The following is a 16,409-nucleotide window of genomic DNA, read 5'->3' as shown; positions in this document are numbered from 1 at the left end:
GTGCAATTTCGTTAAAATTGCAACGCATTTAATCAGGACTGGTATGGACGGTAAAGAATTCAAGCGTGAAAAATTAGAACTCCCGAACGAAGGCAAAAAACTATTGCTTCATTCGTGCTGTGCCCCTTGTTCCGGGGAAGTAATGGAAGCATTGATTGCTTCGGATATTGATTTTACTATCTATTTTTATAATCCAAACATCCATCCACGCAAGGAATATGACTTGCGTAAAGATGAAAACATACGTTTCGCAGAAAAGCACAATATTCCCTTCATTGATGCAGACTATGACGTTGATCATTGGTTTGAACTTGCAAAAGGAATGGAACAGGAGCCTGAGCGTGGGATAAGATGTACGATGTGTTTTGATATGCGATTTGAAAAAACAGCAGAGTATGCTGCAAAAAATGGTTTTGATGTCATCTCCAGTTCATTAGGTATTTCCAGATGGAAAAACATGGAGCAGATCAATGACTGTGGACTTCGTGCAGCATCCCGTCATGAAGGTATGGAATACTGGACCTTCAACTGGAGAAAGAAAGGCGGATCGGCAAGAATGCTGGAAGTCTCCAAAAAGGAAAAATTCTATATGCAGGAGTATTGCGGTTGTGCATATTCTCTTCGCGACACAAATCACTGGAGATTAAAAAGCGGTCGTGACCGTATAGAATTAGGAAAAAATTACTACGAATAATAACTCACCTGCTGGCGTAATTCAGGAAGGTTTTTCCGGGCTCTTGAGGCTCTCAAATAAATTGAAAAAAATTTCCTTTCTATAAGATTTATAATTACCTTTGCAGGCTCAAATGCAGGATTGTGAAATATCTAAAACAATATAGGATACCCTTTTCCGGGCTGAATGCAGGGAAACACAGTTTTGATTTTGACATTGAAAAGAAGTTCTTTGATTGTTTTGAGCATTCCATTGTCAAAGATGGAAACTTAAAAGCTCAGGTAGACTTGCAGAAGCAAGAGAACATGTTGATTGTCCACTTTACTATTACCGGAACGATCAAACTGACTTGCGATATATGTTTGTCTGAATTTGACTGTCCAATCGATGTAAAAGAACGGGTCCTTGTCAAATTTACTGATGAAAACTGGGAAGAAGACACCGAAGAAGTAATCGTTTTATCCAAAAATGATTATGAATTTGACATTGCACATTTACTCTATGAGTATATCAATGTAGCGGTACCTTATTACACCAAGTGCAGCGAACAGGGCTTAAATCAATCATGCGATCCGGAGATGTTGGCGAAAGTCAATCAAATCGAGGACGAAGAAGAGAACAGTGCAGAAGAACACATTGACCCCAGATGGTCGGCATTAAGAAATATAAAAAATAACTAAAACGGAAATACGAGATGGCACATCCAAAGCGTAAAACTTCTAAATCAAGAAGAGACAAAAGAAGAACACATTATAAAGCAGAAAAACCTAGCTTAACAGTTTGTCAAGAAACTGGCGCGGTTCATTTACCTCACCGTGCTTACACAGTAGATGGAAATTTATACTACAACGGTAAATTAATCATCGAAAATACAGCTGTTGTCTAACAATCTTTCAAGACATTAAACATCCCAAAATAAGTGTAAAATTTATCTTTTATGCTTTACTTTGGGATGTTTTTGCGTATTATTGAATCGAAAAATAATAACGAATGAAGATTGGTTTAGATATTTTAGGAGGGGATTTTGCTCCGGAATCCACAATTTTAGGAGCTATTGAAGCTCAAAAAGTGTTGCCAGCAGAACAACGTATTGTTCTTATCGGTGACGAACATGCTGCTAAGCAGCGTATCCAGGAATTAGGAGCTCGTATTGAGGATTTTGATTTTGTACATGCTCCTGATAATATTGGAATGGGTGAACACCCGACCAAAGCAATTGCCAAAAAACCGGATTCCAGTATAGTAAGAGGTTTTGACCTTTTGAAAAACGGAGAGATAGACTCTTTTGCTTCAGCAGGTAATACCGGAGCTATGTTGGTCGGTGCTCTTTTCAGCGTGAAGGCAGTACCGGGAATTTTACGTCCGGCTATCGCCACCAACGTTCCCAAACTTAAAGGTGGTAGCGGCCTGTTGTTAGACGTAGGCGCTAATGCAGATTGCAAACCCGAAATGCTAAATCAATTTGCTATACTGGGAAGTCTTTATATTGAACATGTATTAGGTATACAGTCTCCTAAAGTCGGATTAGTCAATATTGGCGAAGAAGAAGAAAAAGGAAATATCCTTACAACCACAACCTACCCCCTGCTCAAAAACAATCACCAATTAAATTTTATCGGTAACATTGAAGGAAGAGATCTTTTCACGGATCTCGCTGATGTAATGGTATGCGACGGATTTACAGGTAATGTTATTCTGAAAATGGCGGAGTCCTTTTATGTGGTGACCAAGAAAAAGAAAATAAATGATGAATTCTTTGATAGGTTCAATTACGAACAGTACGGAGGTACCCCTATCCTAGGAGTGAATGCTCCTGTTATTATAGGGCATGGTATTTCTCCTCCGGAAGCTATCAAAAACATGGTTTTACAATCAAGAGCTATGATCGAGTCGAATTTTATCGATAAGATCAGATCTGTTTTCAATTAACGTATTATGTCAAAAATTCATGCAGCTATTACAGCTGTTAATGGCTATGTTCCTGACTATGTGCTTACAAATAAGGAGCTTGAAACAATGGTTGACACCAATGACGAGTGGATTGTCTCTCGTACGGGTATCAAAGAAAGACGCATCCTGAAAGGGGAAGGTAAAGCTACTTCAGATCTGGCTGTACCTGCAGTATTGGGTCTTTTGAAAAAAAGAGGAATTACTGCAGAAGAAATAGATCTGATTGTGTTTTGTACGAGTACTCCTGACATGTTATTTCCGGCAACGGCGAATATTCTTGCGGATAAAATCGGTGCAAAAAATGCCTGGGGATTTGATTTGCAGGCCGCTTGTTCGGGATTCTTATTCGGGCTGAACACTGCCTCACAATTTATTATATCAGGTACCCACAAAAAAGTATTGGTTGTCGGTGCGGATAAAATGTCTTCAGTAGTCAACTACAAAGATCGCAACACTTGTATCCTCTTTGGTGATGGATGCGGTGCTGTATTATTAGAACCAAACGAAGAAGGAATGGGTATTCAGGATGCCATCCTCAAAACGGACGGATCAGGCGGACAATACCTTAATATTAAAGGTGGAGGATCCTTAAATCCTGCAACGCATGAGACTGTAGATGCCGAAATGCACTATGCTTATCAGGAAGGCCGTACGGTATTCAAATTTGCGGTAACCAATATGGCTGACGTTGCAGCGGAGATCATGGACAAGAATAATCTGACATCTGCTGATATCAACTGGCTGGTGCCTCATCAGGCTAATAAACGTATCATCGATGCGACAGCTGAGCGTGTAGGTCTGCCGGAAGAAAAAGTAATGGTTAATATCCAGAAATACGGAAATACGACCAGCGCGACTATTCCAATGTGTCTTTGGGAATGGGAGAATCAATTGAAAAAAGGAGATAACCTGATCCTTGCCGCATTTGGCGGAGGATTTACATGGGGCTCTATTTATTTAAAGTGGGCATATTAATACCCTATTTATTTATTACCTTTACAGGCTAATTTTTTTGAAACATTAAACATTTAAACATCTAAAACCTGCTAATATGAGTATGGATATTAAACAAATACAAGATCTGATCAAATTCGTTGCAAAATCTGGTGTAAATGAAGTTGCAATCGAAGAAAAAGATTTTAAAATCACAATAAAGACTAATCAGGAACCTACAATCGTTACAGCTACTGTACCAGTTGCAGCTCCTGTCGCACAAGCTTTACCAGCTGCTCCTGTTGCAACTGCTCCTGCTGCTCCTGTTGCAGCCGCTGCTGCTGACAATAATGCAAACTACATCACTGTAAAATCTCCGATGATCGGAACATTCTACCGTGCTGCAGGTCCTGGTAAACCAAACTTTGCGAATGTCGGTGATGAGATCACTCCTGGAAAAGTTCTTTGCATCGTAGAAGCAATGAAACTTTTCAACGAAATTGAATCTGAAGTTTCAGGTAAAATCGTCAAAATCTTAATTGATGACGCTAAACCTGTTGAATACGATCAACCATTATTCCTGGTAGATCCTAGCTAAAAATATACTTCTCTTATAAGGAAGTATTAGCATATTCAGCGAGAAATCGCCTAACAGAAACATCAATTAAGACTCATGTTTAAAAAAATATTAATTGCCAACAGAGGTGAAATCGCCTTACGCATCATTCGCACGTGTCGTGAAATGGGCATTAAGAGTGTTGCGGTTTATTCTACAGCAGACAGAGATAGTCTTCATGTCCGTTTTGCGGATGAAGCAGTCTGTATCGGACCTCCGCCAAGTAAAGATTCTTATTTAAATATCCCTAACATCATTTCTGCAGCAGAACTTACTAATGCAGATGCAATCCATCCGGGGTACGGATTTTTATCCGAAAATGCTCGCTTTTCTGCTATCTGTGCAGAGTATGGCATCAAATTTATCGGTGCTACTGCAGAACAGATCGAAAAAATGGGAGATAAATCTTCCGCTAAAGCAACTATGAAAGAGGCTGGTGTTCCTACAGTACCAGGTTCTGAAGGTTTATTAAGCAACGTCAAAGAAGGTATACAACTTGCCAATGAAATCGGATATCCGGTGATCATCAAAGCTACAGCAGGTGGCGGTGGTCGTGGAATGCGCATCATCTGGAAAGATGAAGATTTTGAAAGCGCATGGGATTCTGCACGTCAGGAGTCTGCAGCAGCTTTCGGAAACGACGGTATATATCTTGAAAAATATGTTGAAGAACCTCGTCACATCGAGATTCAGGTTGTAGGTGACCAATACGGAACGGTATGTCACTTATCAGAACGCGATTGTTCAATTCAGCGCCGTCACCAAAAACTATTGGAAGAAGCACCTTCTCCGTTTATTACACCTGAACTTCGCCAGACAATGGGTGAAGCCGCTATTAAAGGCGCAAAAGCTGTTAATTACGAAGGTGCCGGAACAATTGAATTCCTGGTAGACAAACACCGTAATTTCTACTTTATGGAGATGAATACCCGTATTCAGGTAGAACATCCCGTAACTGAAGAGGTTATCAACTTTGACCTGATCAAAGAACAGATTAAAGTTGCAGCAGGGATTCCTATCTCCGGTAAAAACTACGAACCGACTATGCATGCTATAGAGTGTCGTATCAATGCTGAAGATCCATTCCAGAACTTCCGCCCTTCACCAGGAAAGATTACTAATTTCCACTCTCCGGGTGGACATGGTGTGCGTGTAGATACACACGTGTACTCCGGATATACTATTCCTCCGAATTATGACTCTATGATCGCTAAACTGATCACTGTAGCGCAGACCCGTGAAGAAGCGATATCGACGATGGAAAGAGCATTAAGCGAATTTGTTATCGAAGGTATACATACAACTATCCCTCTGCATTTGAGAATCTTAAAGGATCCGAATTTCAGAGCCGGAAACTTCACAACTAAATTCATGGAGACTTTCGATCTGTCAAAGTATCCTGAAGAAGAGGAGAATACATAAAATTTCTTTTACAGAAGCAAAAAATACCATTCTTACCAATAAGAATGGTATTTTTGTTTTTCGCGATCATGTATTATGAGTAAAATGACTAAATCAAGCCTGGTTCAAGCTATTAAAGATAAAGGAAAGAATATTGAAGGAGAAATGTCCTTTTTCGACCATTTAGAGGTCTTAAGATGGCATATCATCCGTTCTGTACTAGCCGTAGCAGTATTTGCGACATTAGCTTTCACATTCTATGACTATGTGTTCAATGAAATTATTATGGGCCCTAAAAAGCTTGATTTCTGGACATACAGAATGATGTGTAAAGTTGGCGAATTACTAAATATTGATGGTTTTTGTGTGGAAAGAATTCCATTCAACATTATCAATACCGAGATGGCAGGTCAGTTTATGTTACAGATTAACTCCTGTCTGATTACGGCTGTAGCCTTAGGATTCCCGTATCTTCTCTTTGAAGTATGGTTATTCGTCAAACCGGCTTTGACCGATGTAGAAAAACGGTCTGCGAGAGGGTTTGTCTTCTATGCGACTATTCTGTTTGCATTAGGAGTGCTTTTCGGATACTATATTGTTGTTCCACTTTCGGTGAATTTTCTTTCTAACGTATCATTAAGTGAAGAGATCACCAACCAGATTACCATTGATTCTTACCTGTCTACTATTGCGACCCTGTCCTTAGGCTGTGGAATAGTATTTTTATTACCAATCCTGATTTTTATTTTATCCAAAATCGGATTGATGACTCCCGAATTTATGCGGGCCAGCAGAAGATACGCTGTCGTTATCATTCTGGTCATTGCAGCCGTGATTACACCAAGTGCGGATGTCATTACTATGCTTACGGTGAGTGCACCAATGTTTATTCTTTACGAGATCAGTATCATGGTATCGGCAAATGTAAAGAAGGCAAGAGCTGCCAAAGAAAAAGAATTTTATAGTAATAAATAGAGAATATGAGTTCAGTAAAAACTATCGCTATCGGAGGCGATCACGCAGGATTTGACTACAAAAAAGAACTGATCCCCTTTCTGCAGGAGTTGGGTTATGAAGTAAAAGATTTTGGAGCCCATTCTACAGATTCTGTAGATTATCCGGATTTTGCGCATCCTGTAGCTTCCGCTGTGGAGAGCAAGGAATTTGACAAAGGTATACTTATCTGCGGTAGTGCTAACGGTGTAGCGATCACCGCTAATAAGCATCAGGAAATTCGTGCGGCAATATGCTGGCTGGAAGAAATTGCAGCATTAGCCCGTCAGCACAATGATGCGAATATTGTATGTATTCCTGCCCGTTTCATTAGTCTGGATCTGGCAAAAGCAATCGTAAAAACATTTATGACTACAGATTTTGAAGGCGGCCGTCACGCTAACCGCGTCAATAAAATCTCTTGTTAAGTATAACATTTTAGGGTAGCTCACCGCTACCCTATTTAATAAACCTATTTTCTGATGAAAAAACTTATAATACTTCTGAGTGTTCTGCCTTGGTTATACAGCTGTGCTTTTGCGCAGGAGCCTGTTCAGAAAAAGTACGCTGAAATGCTGAATGAGGAGAATGCAAAAAAACACCTTACCATTTTATCTTCCAAAGAATACGAAGGCCGGGGTACCGGACAGAAAGGTGGCGAAAAAGCAGCGCAGTACATTGCAGCTGAATTTAAAAGATTAGGATTGAAAGCTCCGCAATCCGGTTATTTTCAAAAAATAAATCTGAAGAACAAACGTTTCGAAGTCAGTAAGTTCACTGTAGGAAATAATGATTTCAAAAACGGAAAAGACTTCTTCATTCTGGGAGATAATGAAAAGACAGTTATACAGGTTGAAGACATTGTATTTATTGGATATGGTATTGAGGATACAAAATACAACGATTATGCAAATATAGATGTCAGCAATAAGGTCGTTCTACTGATCACAGATGATGAACCTACAGATAAAGCTGGAAATTCCCTGATCACGGGTACTTCGAAGAAATCAGAATGGAGTACTTCCAGAAATAAAAAGCTGCAGCATCTTATGAAAAAGAATCCTAAGCTAATTCTGGCTGCTTCAGCTACAACTGAACTTATGCTGAAAAGAATGGGCGGAAGATTGACCGGAGGCTCTTACGAATTGCAAAAGGATAAAGCAGAAAAGGAAGTTTCAGTAAATCCTGCAGTCGCATTTATCACACCTGCGATTGCAAATGATATCCTTCAGACGAAGAACATATCTTTTCAGAAATTCAAAGAAAATAACACCGTCCAGTCTACTCAGATACCCGTAAAATTCACTGCAGAATATGGAATTACAGAAGAGTTGCTTAATGATGCGAATGTATTAGGACTATTGGAAGGAACGGATCTGAAGGATGAAATAGTAGTCTTATCCGGTCACTATGATCATGACGGAATCGATGAGAACGGCACTATTTTTCCGGGGGCTGATGATAACGGCTCCGGTACAACCGGAGTATTGGATCTTGCCCGCGCCTTTGCTCAGGCTAAGGCTGATGGTCATGGCCCGCGCCGCAGCATTCTCTTTATTGCCTTTGCTGCAGAAGAAAAAGGTCTCCTAGGATCTGAGTATTACTCGGAGAATCCTGTATATCCCCTATCCAATACTGTTGTCTGTCTGAATATGGACATGATAGGTCGTATCGATGATAAACATCTGAATGGAAATCACAATTATATTCATGTTATCGGATCAGATAAACTGAGTTCCGAACTGCATGCAATCAATAAGAAAGCTAATGATGATTTTACAAAGATGGAACTGGATTATATGTATGATGATCCTAAAGATCCTATGCGTATTTATTACCGCTCTGATCAATATAACTTTGCCAAACACAAAATCCCTGTCATTTTCTATTTTTCAGGATTACATCCTCACTATCATACCCCAGAAGACACCATTGAAAAGATAGACTTTCCGATGATGGTCAAGCGTGAAAAATTAGCCTTTTACACAGCCTGGGAAATTGCCAATCGCGATAAAAAACTGGTCGTAGACAGTAACAAAGAATAAAAATTCTATTTCTTACCATAAATTGTAAAAGCCTTTTCCGTAATCTGGAAAAGGCTTTTTTAGTTTTCAGAACAAAAAGAAAACACTTGAATCATCGCTATTAGTTAATAATTGTTAATTAACTTTTATTAATTATATAGTTAAATATATTTTAATATTATTGTAGCATAATCAATAAACCCTTTATGAAATTATTGCTACTCGGGCTTTCTATGCTTATGTATCAGCTTTCCTTTGCTCAATCTTCCGGATTAATTTCCGGTACTGTACACAATGCTGAAGACAAGATTTTGGAAAAAGCTACTGTAAGTGTTCTTAACAAAAAAGATTCAACTGTAGTTTCTTATACACTGACTGATGAAAAGGGAAATTTTCGTCTGGTTAAACTTCCTGTGGAACGGGAGCTTCTACTTTATATTTCACATATATCCGGACAACCTTTTCAACAGACACTTTCTCTTAAAGATCATGAAGCAAGGAATATGGGTATTCTCAAACTATCCGGAAACTTGCTGGAAGAAGTCAATATCACGAGTGCCCCTCCTATCCGCATGTCAAAAGACACGTTGGAATATAATACGGCCTATTTCAAAACAAGACCCAATGCCAATGTAGAAGAACTACTGAAGCAGCTTCCGGGGCTTCAGGTCAATATGGATGGCACTATTTACTATCAGGGAAAAGAGGTGTCTTCTGTCAAAGTTAATGGAAAGGATTTTTTTGCTACGGATTTAAAAATCGCTACTAGAAATCTTGATGCTTCTCTTATCAAAACGGTACAGGTGTACAGAGATAAGGGAGAATCAAAGCGAATCGTTGAAAATGAGGAACGTCTTCCTGTAACGATCAATCTTAAGTTTAAAAAAGATTTTCTGAAAGCAGATTTTGGTAAAGTTTACGGCAGTGGCGGCACACGTAAGCGATATGAGGCCGGGGGCTTGTTTAATACCTTCAGAGATACTTTACAATTGAGTTTTATAGGATTCGGCAATAATATCAACAGACAAAGTTTTGACTATGGCGAACTGCAGCAGCATGCAGGACTTGGAAGAGCGGAGAATTACGGGTTTGATAATTTTGGAGGACGGAATTACTGGGGTATAGGTAATGACGTTGCGGGCGGATTCAATCTCAATAATGACTGGGGAAAGAAAACAAAACTCAATTTCATGTATATGCTGTCCTACAACAATAATGACAGCGAAAACAGGAATAGCAGTACCTCGCTTTATGACGGAGAGAAGCAATTAGGCACATATTTCTCTGAAGCAAAAAGCAAAGCATGGAAACACAATATCAAGACCTTGCTTCGGCATCGTTTTGACACAACGGCATATTTTGAATTTACACCTCGTCTGCAATTAGAAAACACTAAAAACAAGAATAGCAGTATCGGAGAAAACAGCACAGAATCCGCTATGCTCAACAGGAGTGAAAACAATAGTAATAGAGATCAGAAACAACTAACCTATGAACATGGATTTTTTATTGAAAAGCAAATAACACCAAATCATGTTGTTTCCTTCAGAAATAATCTCAACATCAATAGTGGTCAAAATGATAATATCAATGAGCAAATCGCTCTTATATACCAACAGAATAATGGGGCTGCACGCAACATATGGCAGAATATGAATGCAAAGAAAAAATCAGATAGTTTTGGAAACTCTCTTAATTATGGAAATAAGACTATAAAAAAGCTCAATTTCGAACTTTACTTTACATTTAATACCTCCCGTAGCCGTTCTACAGAATCACTTCTGATTAACAAAGATAATACCGGGACTGTACGGGCCACTGAACTTGAAAATAATTACAGATACAGGGATCAGGATTATATATCGGGAGTAAAGTTCTTTTGGAAACCTGTAGATAAGTTGTCCGTCAATTTCGGAACAGCTTATCAGACTAAAAAGAATTATTTTGACTTCCTGGAAATAGCACCGGATATCAATAAAAAACAGAGCTATTGGTTGCCTAATATTTCTGTACGGTATAAAGAACTCGAACTATCATGGTCTAAAGATCTGGAAGGTCCGGAGACACAACAAATTGTCGTCCAGCGCAGAGATCAGGATCCGTTGTATACCGTATTGCCTTCTCTTAATTTCGATAATACAGAACGTCAGGATTTCAGATTAAGCTATAATAAATATGCACAGAAATATCAAATGGGAATCAATGGCGGATTTAACTCTAAGAACAGAAGCGTTGGATACAAAAGCTGGCGGGAGAATGAAACCGGACACTACACCATGCAGGCATTTCAGTCCGGCAAAGTCAGTGGAGCAAATGCTGCTTTCTACCTGCGTTATAATATACTGAATAGCAAAAAATGGCAACTTTATTTTTCTCAAAACTCGAATAGTTACAGCTATCAGAATTACTCTACCATCAATGATATCGATAATAAATCTACGACCTGGTCCAGCACCTTCACACAGGAATTATCTTTGATGTGGAACAATCTGATAGGGATATCTCCCAAATATTCTTTCTCTACCAACCGAAACTTTAATACTGTCAAAAATAATCCGGATTTTATTGAAAGTCAGTACAAGACACATACTTTTGGCATGGGATTAAATATTAATCCGATAAAAGGGTTTTCTCTGGAATCCAGTTATTCGCTTGAAAACAGAGCCAGCGGTCTGAATGCACGACAAAATTTTAATATCCTGAATGCTTCGGTTTTCTATAACATCAATAGCCAGTCACAGATCAAATTATCGGGTTTTGATATACTCAATCAAAATAACAGCAACTATTGGGGCACACAGGGCAATACGACCTATTATGTAAATTCAATTGTATTACGGCAGTATTTTTTATTAGGGTATGTTCATAAATTTAACCTGATAATGGTAAAAGATTAAACCTTTCTGTAAATTGTATGTTTTCAAATAAACACGTAGTCTAAAGCAATAATAAAAATGGCATTTGTAGATTATTATAACATATTGGGGCTGGATAAATCCGCTTCTCAGGATGATATAAAAAAGGCTTACCGCAAACTTGCCCGGAAGTACCATCCTGATCTCAATCCGAATGATGAAACAGCAAAACAAAAATTTCAGGAAATCAACGAAGCAAATGAAGTGCTTACAGATCCTGAAAAACGTAAAAAGTATGATCAGTACGGAGAGAACTGGAAACATGGGGAAGAATATGAGAAAGCTCAGCAACAATACAGACGGAGTTCCGGGGCAGGCAACCCATTTGCCGGAGGAGCCAGTGATTCAAATGCATACTCCGGAAACTTTGATGACAGTCAGTTTTCCGATTTTTTCGAGCAGATGTTTGGAAGCCGTCGTGGCGGAGGAAGACAAAGTACATTCAAAGGTCAGGATTTTAATGCGGAGTTACACCTCACCTTACAGCAAGCTTATACTACGCATCAGCAGACTTTTACGGTCAACGGGCAGAATATCCGGATCACGATCCACGCTGGTGTAGAAGACGGGCAGAAGATAAAATTAAAAGGACACGGCAGCGAAGGAATAAACGGAGGACCGAAAGGAGATCTCTATATTACATTTACGGTGGATAAGGATCAACGCTTCAGAAGAGAAGGAAATGATCTGTATACGAATCTGGATATCGATCTTTATACCGCTATTTTAGGTGGAGAAGCAACCCTGGATACCTTCGGAGGTAAGGTTAAACTTAAAATCAAACCTGAAACACAGAACGGAGCCAAGATGCGCTTAAAGGGTAAAGGATTTCCGGTCTATAGAAAAGAGGATCAGTTCGGAGATCTGTATGTTACGATCAATGTACAAATCCCGACACAGCTCTCTGAAGAAGAGAAAGCACTATTCAAACAATTAGCTGAACTAAAAAAGTAAGTGATGGAAACTACAAAAATTAAGATCATAGACTTTTGTCATTCCAGAAAGGTGGAGGCATCTTTTATTCAGATACTACGGGATAGCGAATTGATCCATATTACTGTAGAACATAATGTAGAATACGTAGATGAGGACCAGTTGAGAAATCTGGAACGCTTTGCTGCATTATATTATGATCTGGATGTCAATCCTCAAGGGATAGAAGTCGCACACCATTTGTTGCAGAAGGTAGAACGCCTGCAGGAAGAATTACGTCTGCTACAGGCAAAAATGAGAAGTCTGGAACAGGGATAACTCTCCGGTAGCCCTGGTGTTATAGTACCCGATTCAGAAAGTGATCTATTTTTTCCAGCATTGGAGTAAACCAGGGCTCATAAAACCAAAAAGTATGGGGCGAAGGATCAAAAGTACAGACTTCAGTATCTGTCCCGTATTTTTTCAGCTTCAGGATCATATCATCCCTTCCGGCATGAAACCGGGGAAAGGAACTATTCATAAATAACACCGGAGCGGTTCTTTTACTGACCTGGTACAGAGCCGATGCCTGCTCCCAAACTTTAGGGACGTCTTCATATTTACCTCCAAGCCATAAGGCCGCGACTTCACCTTCAGCAGATTCGGGATGATGAAAAGCTAATACACCGTCAATATTCACAGTAGCCTGAACCTGCTTGCGCTTATCCGTATGATTATTGGTACCCAGCAAGCTGGCGAGCTGTCCGCCTGAAGATGTACCCAATGTTACTATTTTTCGTTTATCAATCTGGTATTGGTCTGCATGCTTCCTGGCCCATGCAATCGCATCTTGTATATCATGCACCGCTGCAGGATACTTTGCCTCCAGAGATAATCTGTATCCGACACTGAGCACTACATATCCCCGAAGAGAAAGGTAAGAAGCAAAGCCGCTCATCATATCCTTATCACCCGAACGCCAGCCACCGCCATGAATCATAATGACACAAGGATATTTCCGATCCTGCTTAGCAGGAGCATACATATCCAACAGGAGTTTTCTGTCTCCTATTTCTTTGTAAAGAATATTTTTTTGAGTCCGGATATCGTCTCCTTTATATTCGGTAACTGTACGGATATCCGGAAATTTTTTCCGATCCTTCTGATAAGCACTGTTAAGTGTAAAACTGGTATCGCGCGGAAAATCAGATTGAGCTGATACGGTAGCTGTCAGCAGAATAAACAGAAGAACGAAGAAACTACGCATATACTTCATATCGAATACCATTTCTTATTGATTTTTTAATGGATCCCAGTCCCTGAAAACTTTTTGGAGAGCATAATCCTTATTATTGTACTTCCTCCATTGCCGGCTCCATGTTACACGCCCCGAAAGATCTGCGGCGCCGGGACCATAATTAGCCATCTCGATGTAAGTGGCTGTCTTATATTTGTCCGGAAACATTTTATCTCCGTTCCAGGGATCCCAGCCTTTAGCTGTTATATGCTCCCCCAGTTCACACCGGATAAACACTGTTTTGGCATAAGGTCGCCATGGTCTGCCCAGATACACTTTAGTTACCGCTTTATCTTTGGTTATCAGTTTACAATCTTGAAATACAAATCCAAATGCCGATTGTTGGGTCGTAGATGCAGCAGTGATATATGAATTGCTCCGGCTCTCGATAACGCAGTTTTTAAAAAAGGCAGTGGCAGCCCCAAAAATAAAATCGGTCGATCCGGAGATATAGCAGTCCTCCACATAATTTCGTGTACCATCTTTCGCCAGATAAAAAGAATCCTGCCATCCTGATACACTGCAGTTTTTAACGACCACTCTGTCCGCTTCCAGATGTAAAGCCACTGCCTGACCTACAGGGCCAGCAGTATTTTCAATGGTCAGATTTTCCAGTCTCGTATCATTACCCTGTACCAGAACTGTATAAGACAGGTAAGTATTAATCTTATCCAGACCTTTTGTCTTGTCAGGATTGTCCTTTCCTGAAAAATCATCATACTGGATAATCGTTTCTTCTCTGCTCTCTCCCACGATATGGATATAACGTTTCCACGCCGGAATAATCAATTTCTCACGATAAATGCCGTTCCTTACAAATATCTGTACGGGTTGTTCAAAATGGTCTCTTACCGCATAAACGGCTTCCTGTATTGTCCTGAAATCAGCCGTACCTTGCTGTGCAACTGTAAGTTTCAGGGGTTGCTGTGCAAACACTGTTGTATACAACAGCAGGAACAATATTGTGATCGTAGTCTTCATTATCTGATTTTTTCTATCCGCAACCAATCTACATCTGCATATCCGCTGTCGTTGATCTGCTGATCGCGAATAGCGTACAGACCGAGGGTCGCTCCTATCCATCGCCCGGGTTTAGCTACAAACTTGTCCTCTATCGCTGTAAATTTCTTTCCGTCCAGACTATATGACCAATTACAGACAGCCCCTTTCCGAACTTCTACCCGAAGATAAACATATTGTTCCTTCTCCACTTTAGTCAATAGCTTTTCCTGTTCCGTTCCCGATTTCAATCCGTTTGTACATTTTGCATAGTACAGCGCAGGCCCCTCAGACGATTGCCGGAGAAACAGGGTGGAGTAATTTTCTCCCAATACTGTGAAACCGGCTCTTTCATTCTTTAACTTTTCGTTAGGAATAAGCTTTAGCTTTGTCGTAGCCATGAATTCATCTGCAGGCATTTTCTGTGTAAGGATATTCGGTACATCCAGTAAATTCTTATACGAAGAGGGTACGTTTACCGTATACAATTTGAGATGTCCGGCATCACTTGGCATTAGCCAGCTTCCGTCCGGATTTGCCTGCCATTGCCACTGTTTACCTAATAAAGTTGTTTCAAACTCATCAGATTCAGCAGGAGTTGCTACAGGATAAGTCTTCCCTACATTCGGCTTTCTGAACTTCATTACAGGTTCGCCTGTTCCTGTCCCCTTTTTATCTGTGCCAATGACAGGCCAGTCATTCACCCACTTCATAGGTTGTAAATGTACGACACGTCCATAAGCGTCTTTATCCTGAAAATGTACAAACCAGTCTTCTCCGCTTTGTGTATCTATCCATGCGCCTTGATGAGGTCCGTTGACTGGCGTATTTCCCTGATGCATGACTACTTTGCGCTCATATGGTCCATAAATATCCTTAGACCGGAGTACCAGCTGCCAGCCTGTAGAAACTCCGCCCGCGGGAGCAAAAAGATAATAATACCCGTTACGCTTATATACTTTAGGTCCTTCAATTGTCGGATCCAGTTTATGCCCGTCATATACAATCACTCCCCTGTCCAATACCGCTGTCCCCGCTTCATTCATACGTGCTATGGCCAAGACACTTTTCAATCCGGCACGACTGCCCGCATAAGCGAAAGCAAGATAATGCTGCCCGTCTTCATCCCGAAAAGGACAGGGATCAATAAGTCCCTTTCCTTCAAATACCAGAACAGGTTCAGACCACGGCCCTGCAGCATCTTTTGCTTTCACCATATATATACCATAGTCAGGATCGGGATAATAGATATAAAATTCATTATTATAATGACGGATAGCCGGAGCCCATACCCCATTCCCATGCTGCACTTTCTGAAATACATCATAAGGCTGCTGTTGCGGAAGGACATGCGTTAAGATAGTCCAGTTAACCAAATCCTTCGATTGCAATAACGGAATCCCCGGTACATGATTGAAGCTGGAAGCTATCATATAAAAATCATCTCCTACACGAATGGCATCAGGATCGGAATAGTCTGCATTCAAAATTGGATTTTGGTAATAGCCGTCTCCAAGATCAGCCACCCAGACACTGGAAGGTGAGCCCTTTGGTTTTTGGGCATAAGCAAAATGAGTTAAGGAGCTAATACTCAACAGCAAGAATGAAATTTTCAATGGTAGTCTCATAAGACAGAAATAAGATTTACAATTTTTAATGGCTTATATATGCCATTCGGTAATCGGTCAGTACAAGA

At 40.1% G+C, this 16,409-nt stretch carries 16 protein-coding genes; 13 read left to right on the top strand and 3 right to left on the bottom strand.

What is annotated here, in order from left to right:
* The first annotated feature begins 43 nt into the window (after positions 1–43).
* The 13 genes from B4B65_RS06585 to B4B65_RS06525 all read left to right on the top strand — a co-directional run bounded on the left by B4B65_RS06585 (position 44) and on the right by B4B65_RS06525 (position 12,756).
* Positions 44–694, top strand: coding sequence for an epoxyqueuosine reductase QueH (locus tag B4B65_RS06585; protein ID WP_201680476.1), 651 nt, complete (start codon positions 44–46; stop codon positions 692–694).
* 122 nt (positions 695–816) lie between these two features.
* Positions 817–1,353 carry a YceD family protein gene (locus B4B65_RS06580; protein WP_115170459.1) on the top strand — a complete coding sequence of 179 codons (537 nt, stop codon included), beginning with the start codon at positions 817–819 and terminating at the stop codon, positions 1,351–1,353.
* Positions 1,354–1,367: 14 nt separating this feature from the next.
* Positions 1,368–1,559 carry a 50S ribosomal protein L32 gene (rpmF, locus tag B4B65_RS06575; RefSeq protein WP_002992760.1) on the top strand — a complete coding sequence of 64 codons (192 nt, stop codon included), beginning with the start codon at positions 1,368–1,370 and terminating at the stop codon, positions 1,557–1,559.
* 104 nt (positions 1,560–1,663) lie between these two features.
* Positions 1,664–2,602: a phosphate acyltransferase PlsX gene (gene plsX, locus B4B65_RS06570; RefSeq protein WP_293914468.1), complete on the top strand. Its 939-nt coding sequence runs from the start codon at positions 1,664–1,666 to the stop codon at positions 2,600–2,602.
* A gap of 6 nt (positions 2,603–2,608) precedes the next feature.
* Positions 2,609–3,598, top strand: a complete 990-nt coding sequence (locus B4B65_RS06565; protein WP_002992758.1) for a beta-ketoacyl-ACP synthase III — start codon at positions 2,609–2,611, stop codon at positions 3,596–3,598.
* 76 nt (positions 3,599–3,674) lie between these two features.
* Positions 3,675–4,154 (top strand): acetyl-CoA carboxylase biotin carboxyl carrier protein, encoded by a 480-nt coding sequence (gene accB / locus B4B65_RS06560; protein ID WP_201680480.1) that lies wholly within the window; start codon positions 3,675–3,677, stop codon positions 4,152–4,154.
* A gap of 75 nt (positions 4,155–4,229) precedes the next feature.
* Positions 4,230–5,594 (top strand): acetyl-CoA carboxylase biotin carboxylase subunit, encoded by a 1,365-nt coding sequence (gene accC, locus B4B65_RS06555; protein ID WP_293914464.1) that lies wholly within the window; start codon positions 4,230–4,232, stop codon positions 5,592–5,594.
* Positions 5,595–5,669: 75 nt separating this feature from the next.
* The gene (gene tatC / locus B4B65_RS06550) at positions 5,670–6,548 is read left to right on the top strand and encodes a twin-arginine translocase subunit TatC (protein WP_293914462.1); all 879 of its coding nucleotides are present in this window, start codon (positions 5,670–5,672) and stop codon (positions 6,546–6,548) included.
* A 5-nt stretch (positions 6,549–6,553) separates the two neighbouring features.
* The gene (gene rpiB / locus B4B65_RS06545) at positions 6,554–6,994 is read left to right on the top strand and encodes a ribose 5-phosphate isomerase B (protein ID WP_201680483.1); all 441 of its coding nucleotides are present in this window, start codon (positions 6,554–6,556) and stop codon (positions 6,992–6,994) included.
* A gap of 54 nt (positions 6,995–7,048) precedes the next feature.
* On the top strand, positions 7,049–8,611 hold the full coding sequence (locus B4B65_RS06540) for a M28 family peptidase (protein ID WP_293914459.1): 1,563 nt from the start codon (positions 7,049–7,051) through the stop codon (positions 8,609–8,611).
* A gap of 185 nt (positions 8,612–8,796) precedes the next feature.
* Positions 8,797–11,487 (top strand): carboxypeptidase regulatory-like domain-containing protein, encoded by a 2,691-nt coding sequence (locus tag B4B65_RS06535; RefSeq protein ID WP_293914457.1) that lies wholly within the window; start codon positions 8,797–8,799, stop codon positions 11,485–11,487.
* Positions 11,488–11,544: 57 nt separating this feature from the next.
* Positions 11,545–12,459 carry a J domain-containing protein gene (locus B4B65_RS06530; protein WP_293914455.1) on the top strand — a complete coding sequence of 305 codons (915 nt, stop codon included), beginning with the start codon at positions 11,545–11,547 and terminating at the stop codon, positions 12,457–12,459.
* A gap of 3 nt (positions 12,460–12,462) precedes the next feature.
* Positions 12,463–12,756 (top strand): chaperone modulator CbpM, encoded by a 294-nt coding sequence (locus B4B65_RS06525; RefSeq protein ID WP_293914453.1) that lies wholly within the window; start codon positions 12,463–12,465, stop codon positions 12,754–12,756.
* A gap of 19 nt (positions 12,757–12,775) precedes the next feature.
* Here the strand turns inward: B4B65_RS06525 and B4B65_RS06520 are convergent, their stop codons facing one another.
* From B4B65_RS06520 to B4B65_RS06510, 3 genes are read right to left on the bottom strand one after another with little or no spacing between them, the layout of a single operon-like run.
* The gene (locus tag B4B65_RS06520; RefSeq protein WP_293914451.1) at positions 12,776–13,693 is read right to left on the bottom strand and encodes an alpha/beta hydrolase; all 918 of its coding nucleotides are present in this window, start codon (positions 13,691–13,693) and stop codon (positions 12,776–12,778) included.
* Between the two features lie 15 nt (positions 13,694–13,708).
* Complete coding sequence (locus B4B65_RS06515) at positions 13,709–14,695, bottom strand: pectinesterase family protein (protein ID WP_293914449.1); 987 nt, start codon at positions 14,693–14,695, stop codon at positions 13,709–13,711.
* Positions 14,695–16,323, bottom strand: a complete 1,629-nt coding sequence (locus tag B4B65_RS06510) for a glycoside hydrolase 43 family protein (RefSeq protein WP_414712263.1) — start codon at positions 16,321–16,323, stop codon at positions 14,695–14,697. The genes B4B65_RS06515 and B4B65_RS06510 overlap by 1 nt, the downstream gene beginning before the upstream one ends.
* Between the last annotated feature and the right edge of the window lie 86 nt (positions 16,324–16,409).

It is taken from the genome of Sphingobacterium sp. UBA5789, assembly GCF_002418355.1.
In the GTDB taxonomy this organism is placed as follows: domain Bacteria; phylum Bacteroidota; class Bacteroidia; order Sphingobacteriales; family Sphingobacteriaceae; genus Sphingobacterium.
This window is presented reverse-complemented; position numbering and strand designations above follow the sequence as displayed.

Coding starts and splice junctions, on each gene's coding strand:
- B4B65_RS06525 (WP_293914453.1), top strand. CDS start 12,463: ATGGAAACTACAAAAATTAAGATCATAGACTTTTGTCATTCCAGAAAG.
- plsX (WP_293914468.1), top strand. CDS start 1,664: ATGAAGATTGGTTTAGATATTTTAGGAGGGGATTTTGCTCCGGAATCC.
- B4B65_RS06520 (WP_293914451.1), bottom strand. CDS start 13,693: ATGAAGTATATGCGTAGTTTCTTCGTTCTTCTGTTTATTCTGCTGACA.
- rpmF (WP_002992760.1), top strand. CDS start 1,368: ATGGCACATCCAAAGCGTAAAACTTCTAAATCAAGAAGAGACAAAAGA.
- tatC (WP_293914462.1), top strand. CDS start 5,670: ATGAGTAAAATGACTAAATCAAGCCTGGTTCAAGCTATTAAAGATAAA.
- B4B65_RS06585 (WP_201680476.1), top strand. CDS start 44: ATGGACGGTAAAGAATTCAAGCGTGAAAAATTAGAACTCCCGAACGAA.
- B4B65_RS06515 (WP_293914449.1), bottom strand. CDS start 14,695: ATGAAGACTACGATCACAATATTGTTCCTGCTGTTGTATACAACAGTG.
- B4B65_RS06565 (WP_002992758.1), top strand. CDS start 2,609: ATGTCAAAAATTCATGCAGCTATTACAGCTGTTAATGGCTATGTTCCT.
- B4B65_RS06540 (WP_293914459.1), top strand. CDS start 7,049: ATGAAAAAACTTATAATACTTCTGAGTGTTCTGCCTTGGTTATACAGC.
- B4B65_RS06530 (WP_293914455.1), top strand. CDS start 11,545: ATGGCATTTGTAGATTATTATAACATATTGGGGCTGGATAAATCCGCT.
- rpiB (WP_201680483.1), top strand. CDS start 6,554: ATGAGTTCAGTAAAAACTATCGCTATCGGAGGCGATCACGCAGGATTT.
- B4B65_RS06535 (WP_293914457.1), top strand. CDS start 8,797: ATGAAATTATTGCTACTCGGGCTTTCTATGCTTATGTATCAGCTTTCC.
- accB (WP_201680480.1), top strand. CDS start 3,675: ATGAGTATGGATATTAAACAAATACAAGATCTGATCAAATTCGTTGCA.
- accC (WP_293914464.1), top strand. CDS start 4,230: ATGTTTAAAAAAATATTAATTGCCAACAGAGGTGAAATCGCCTTACGC.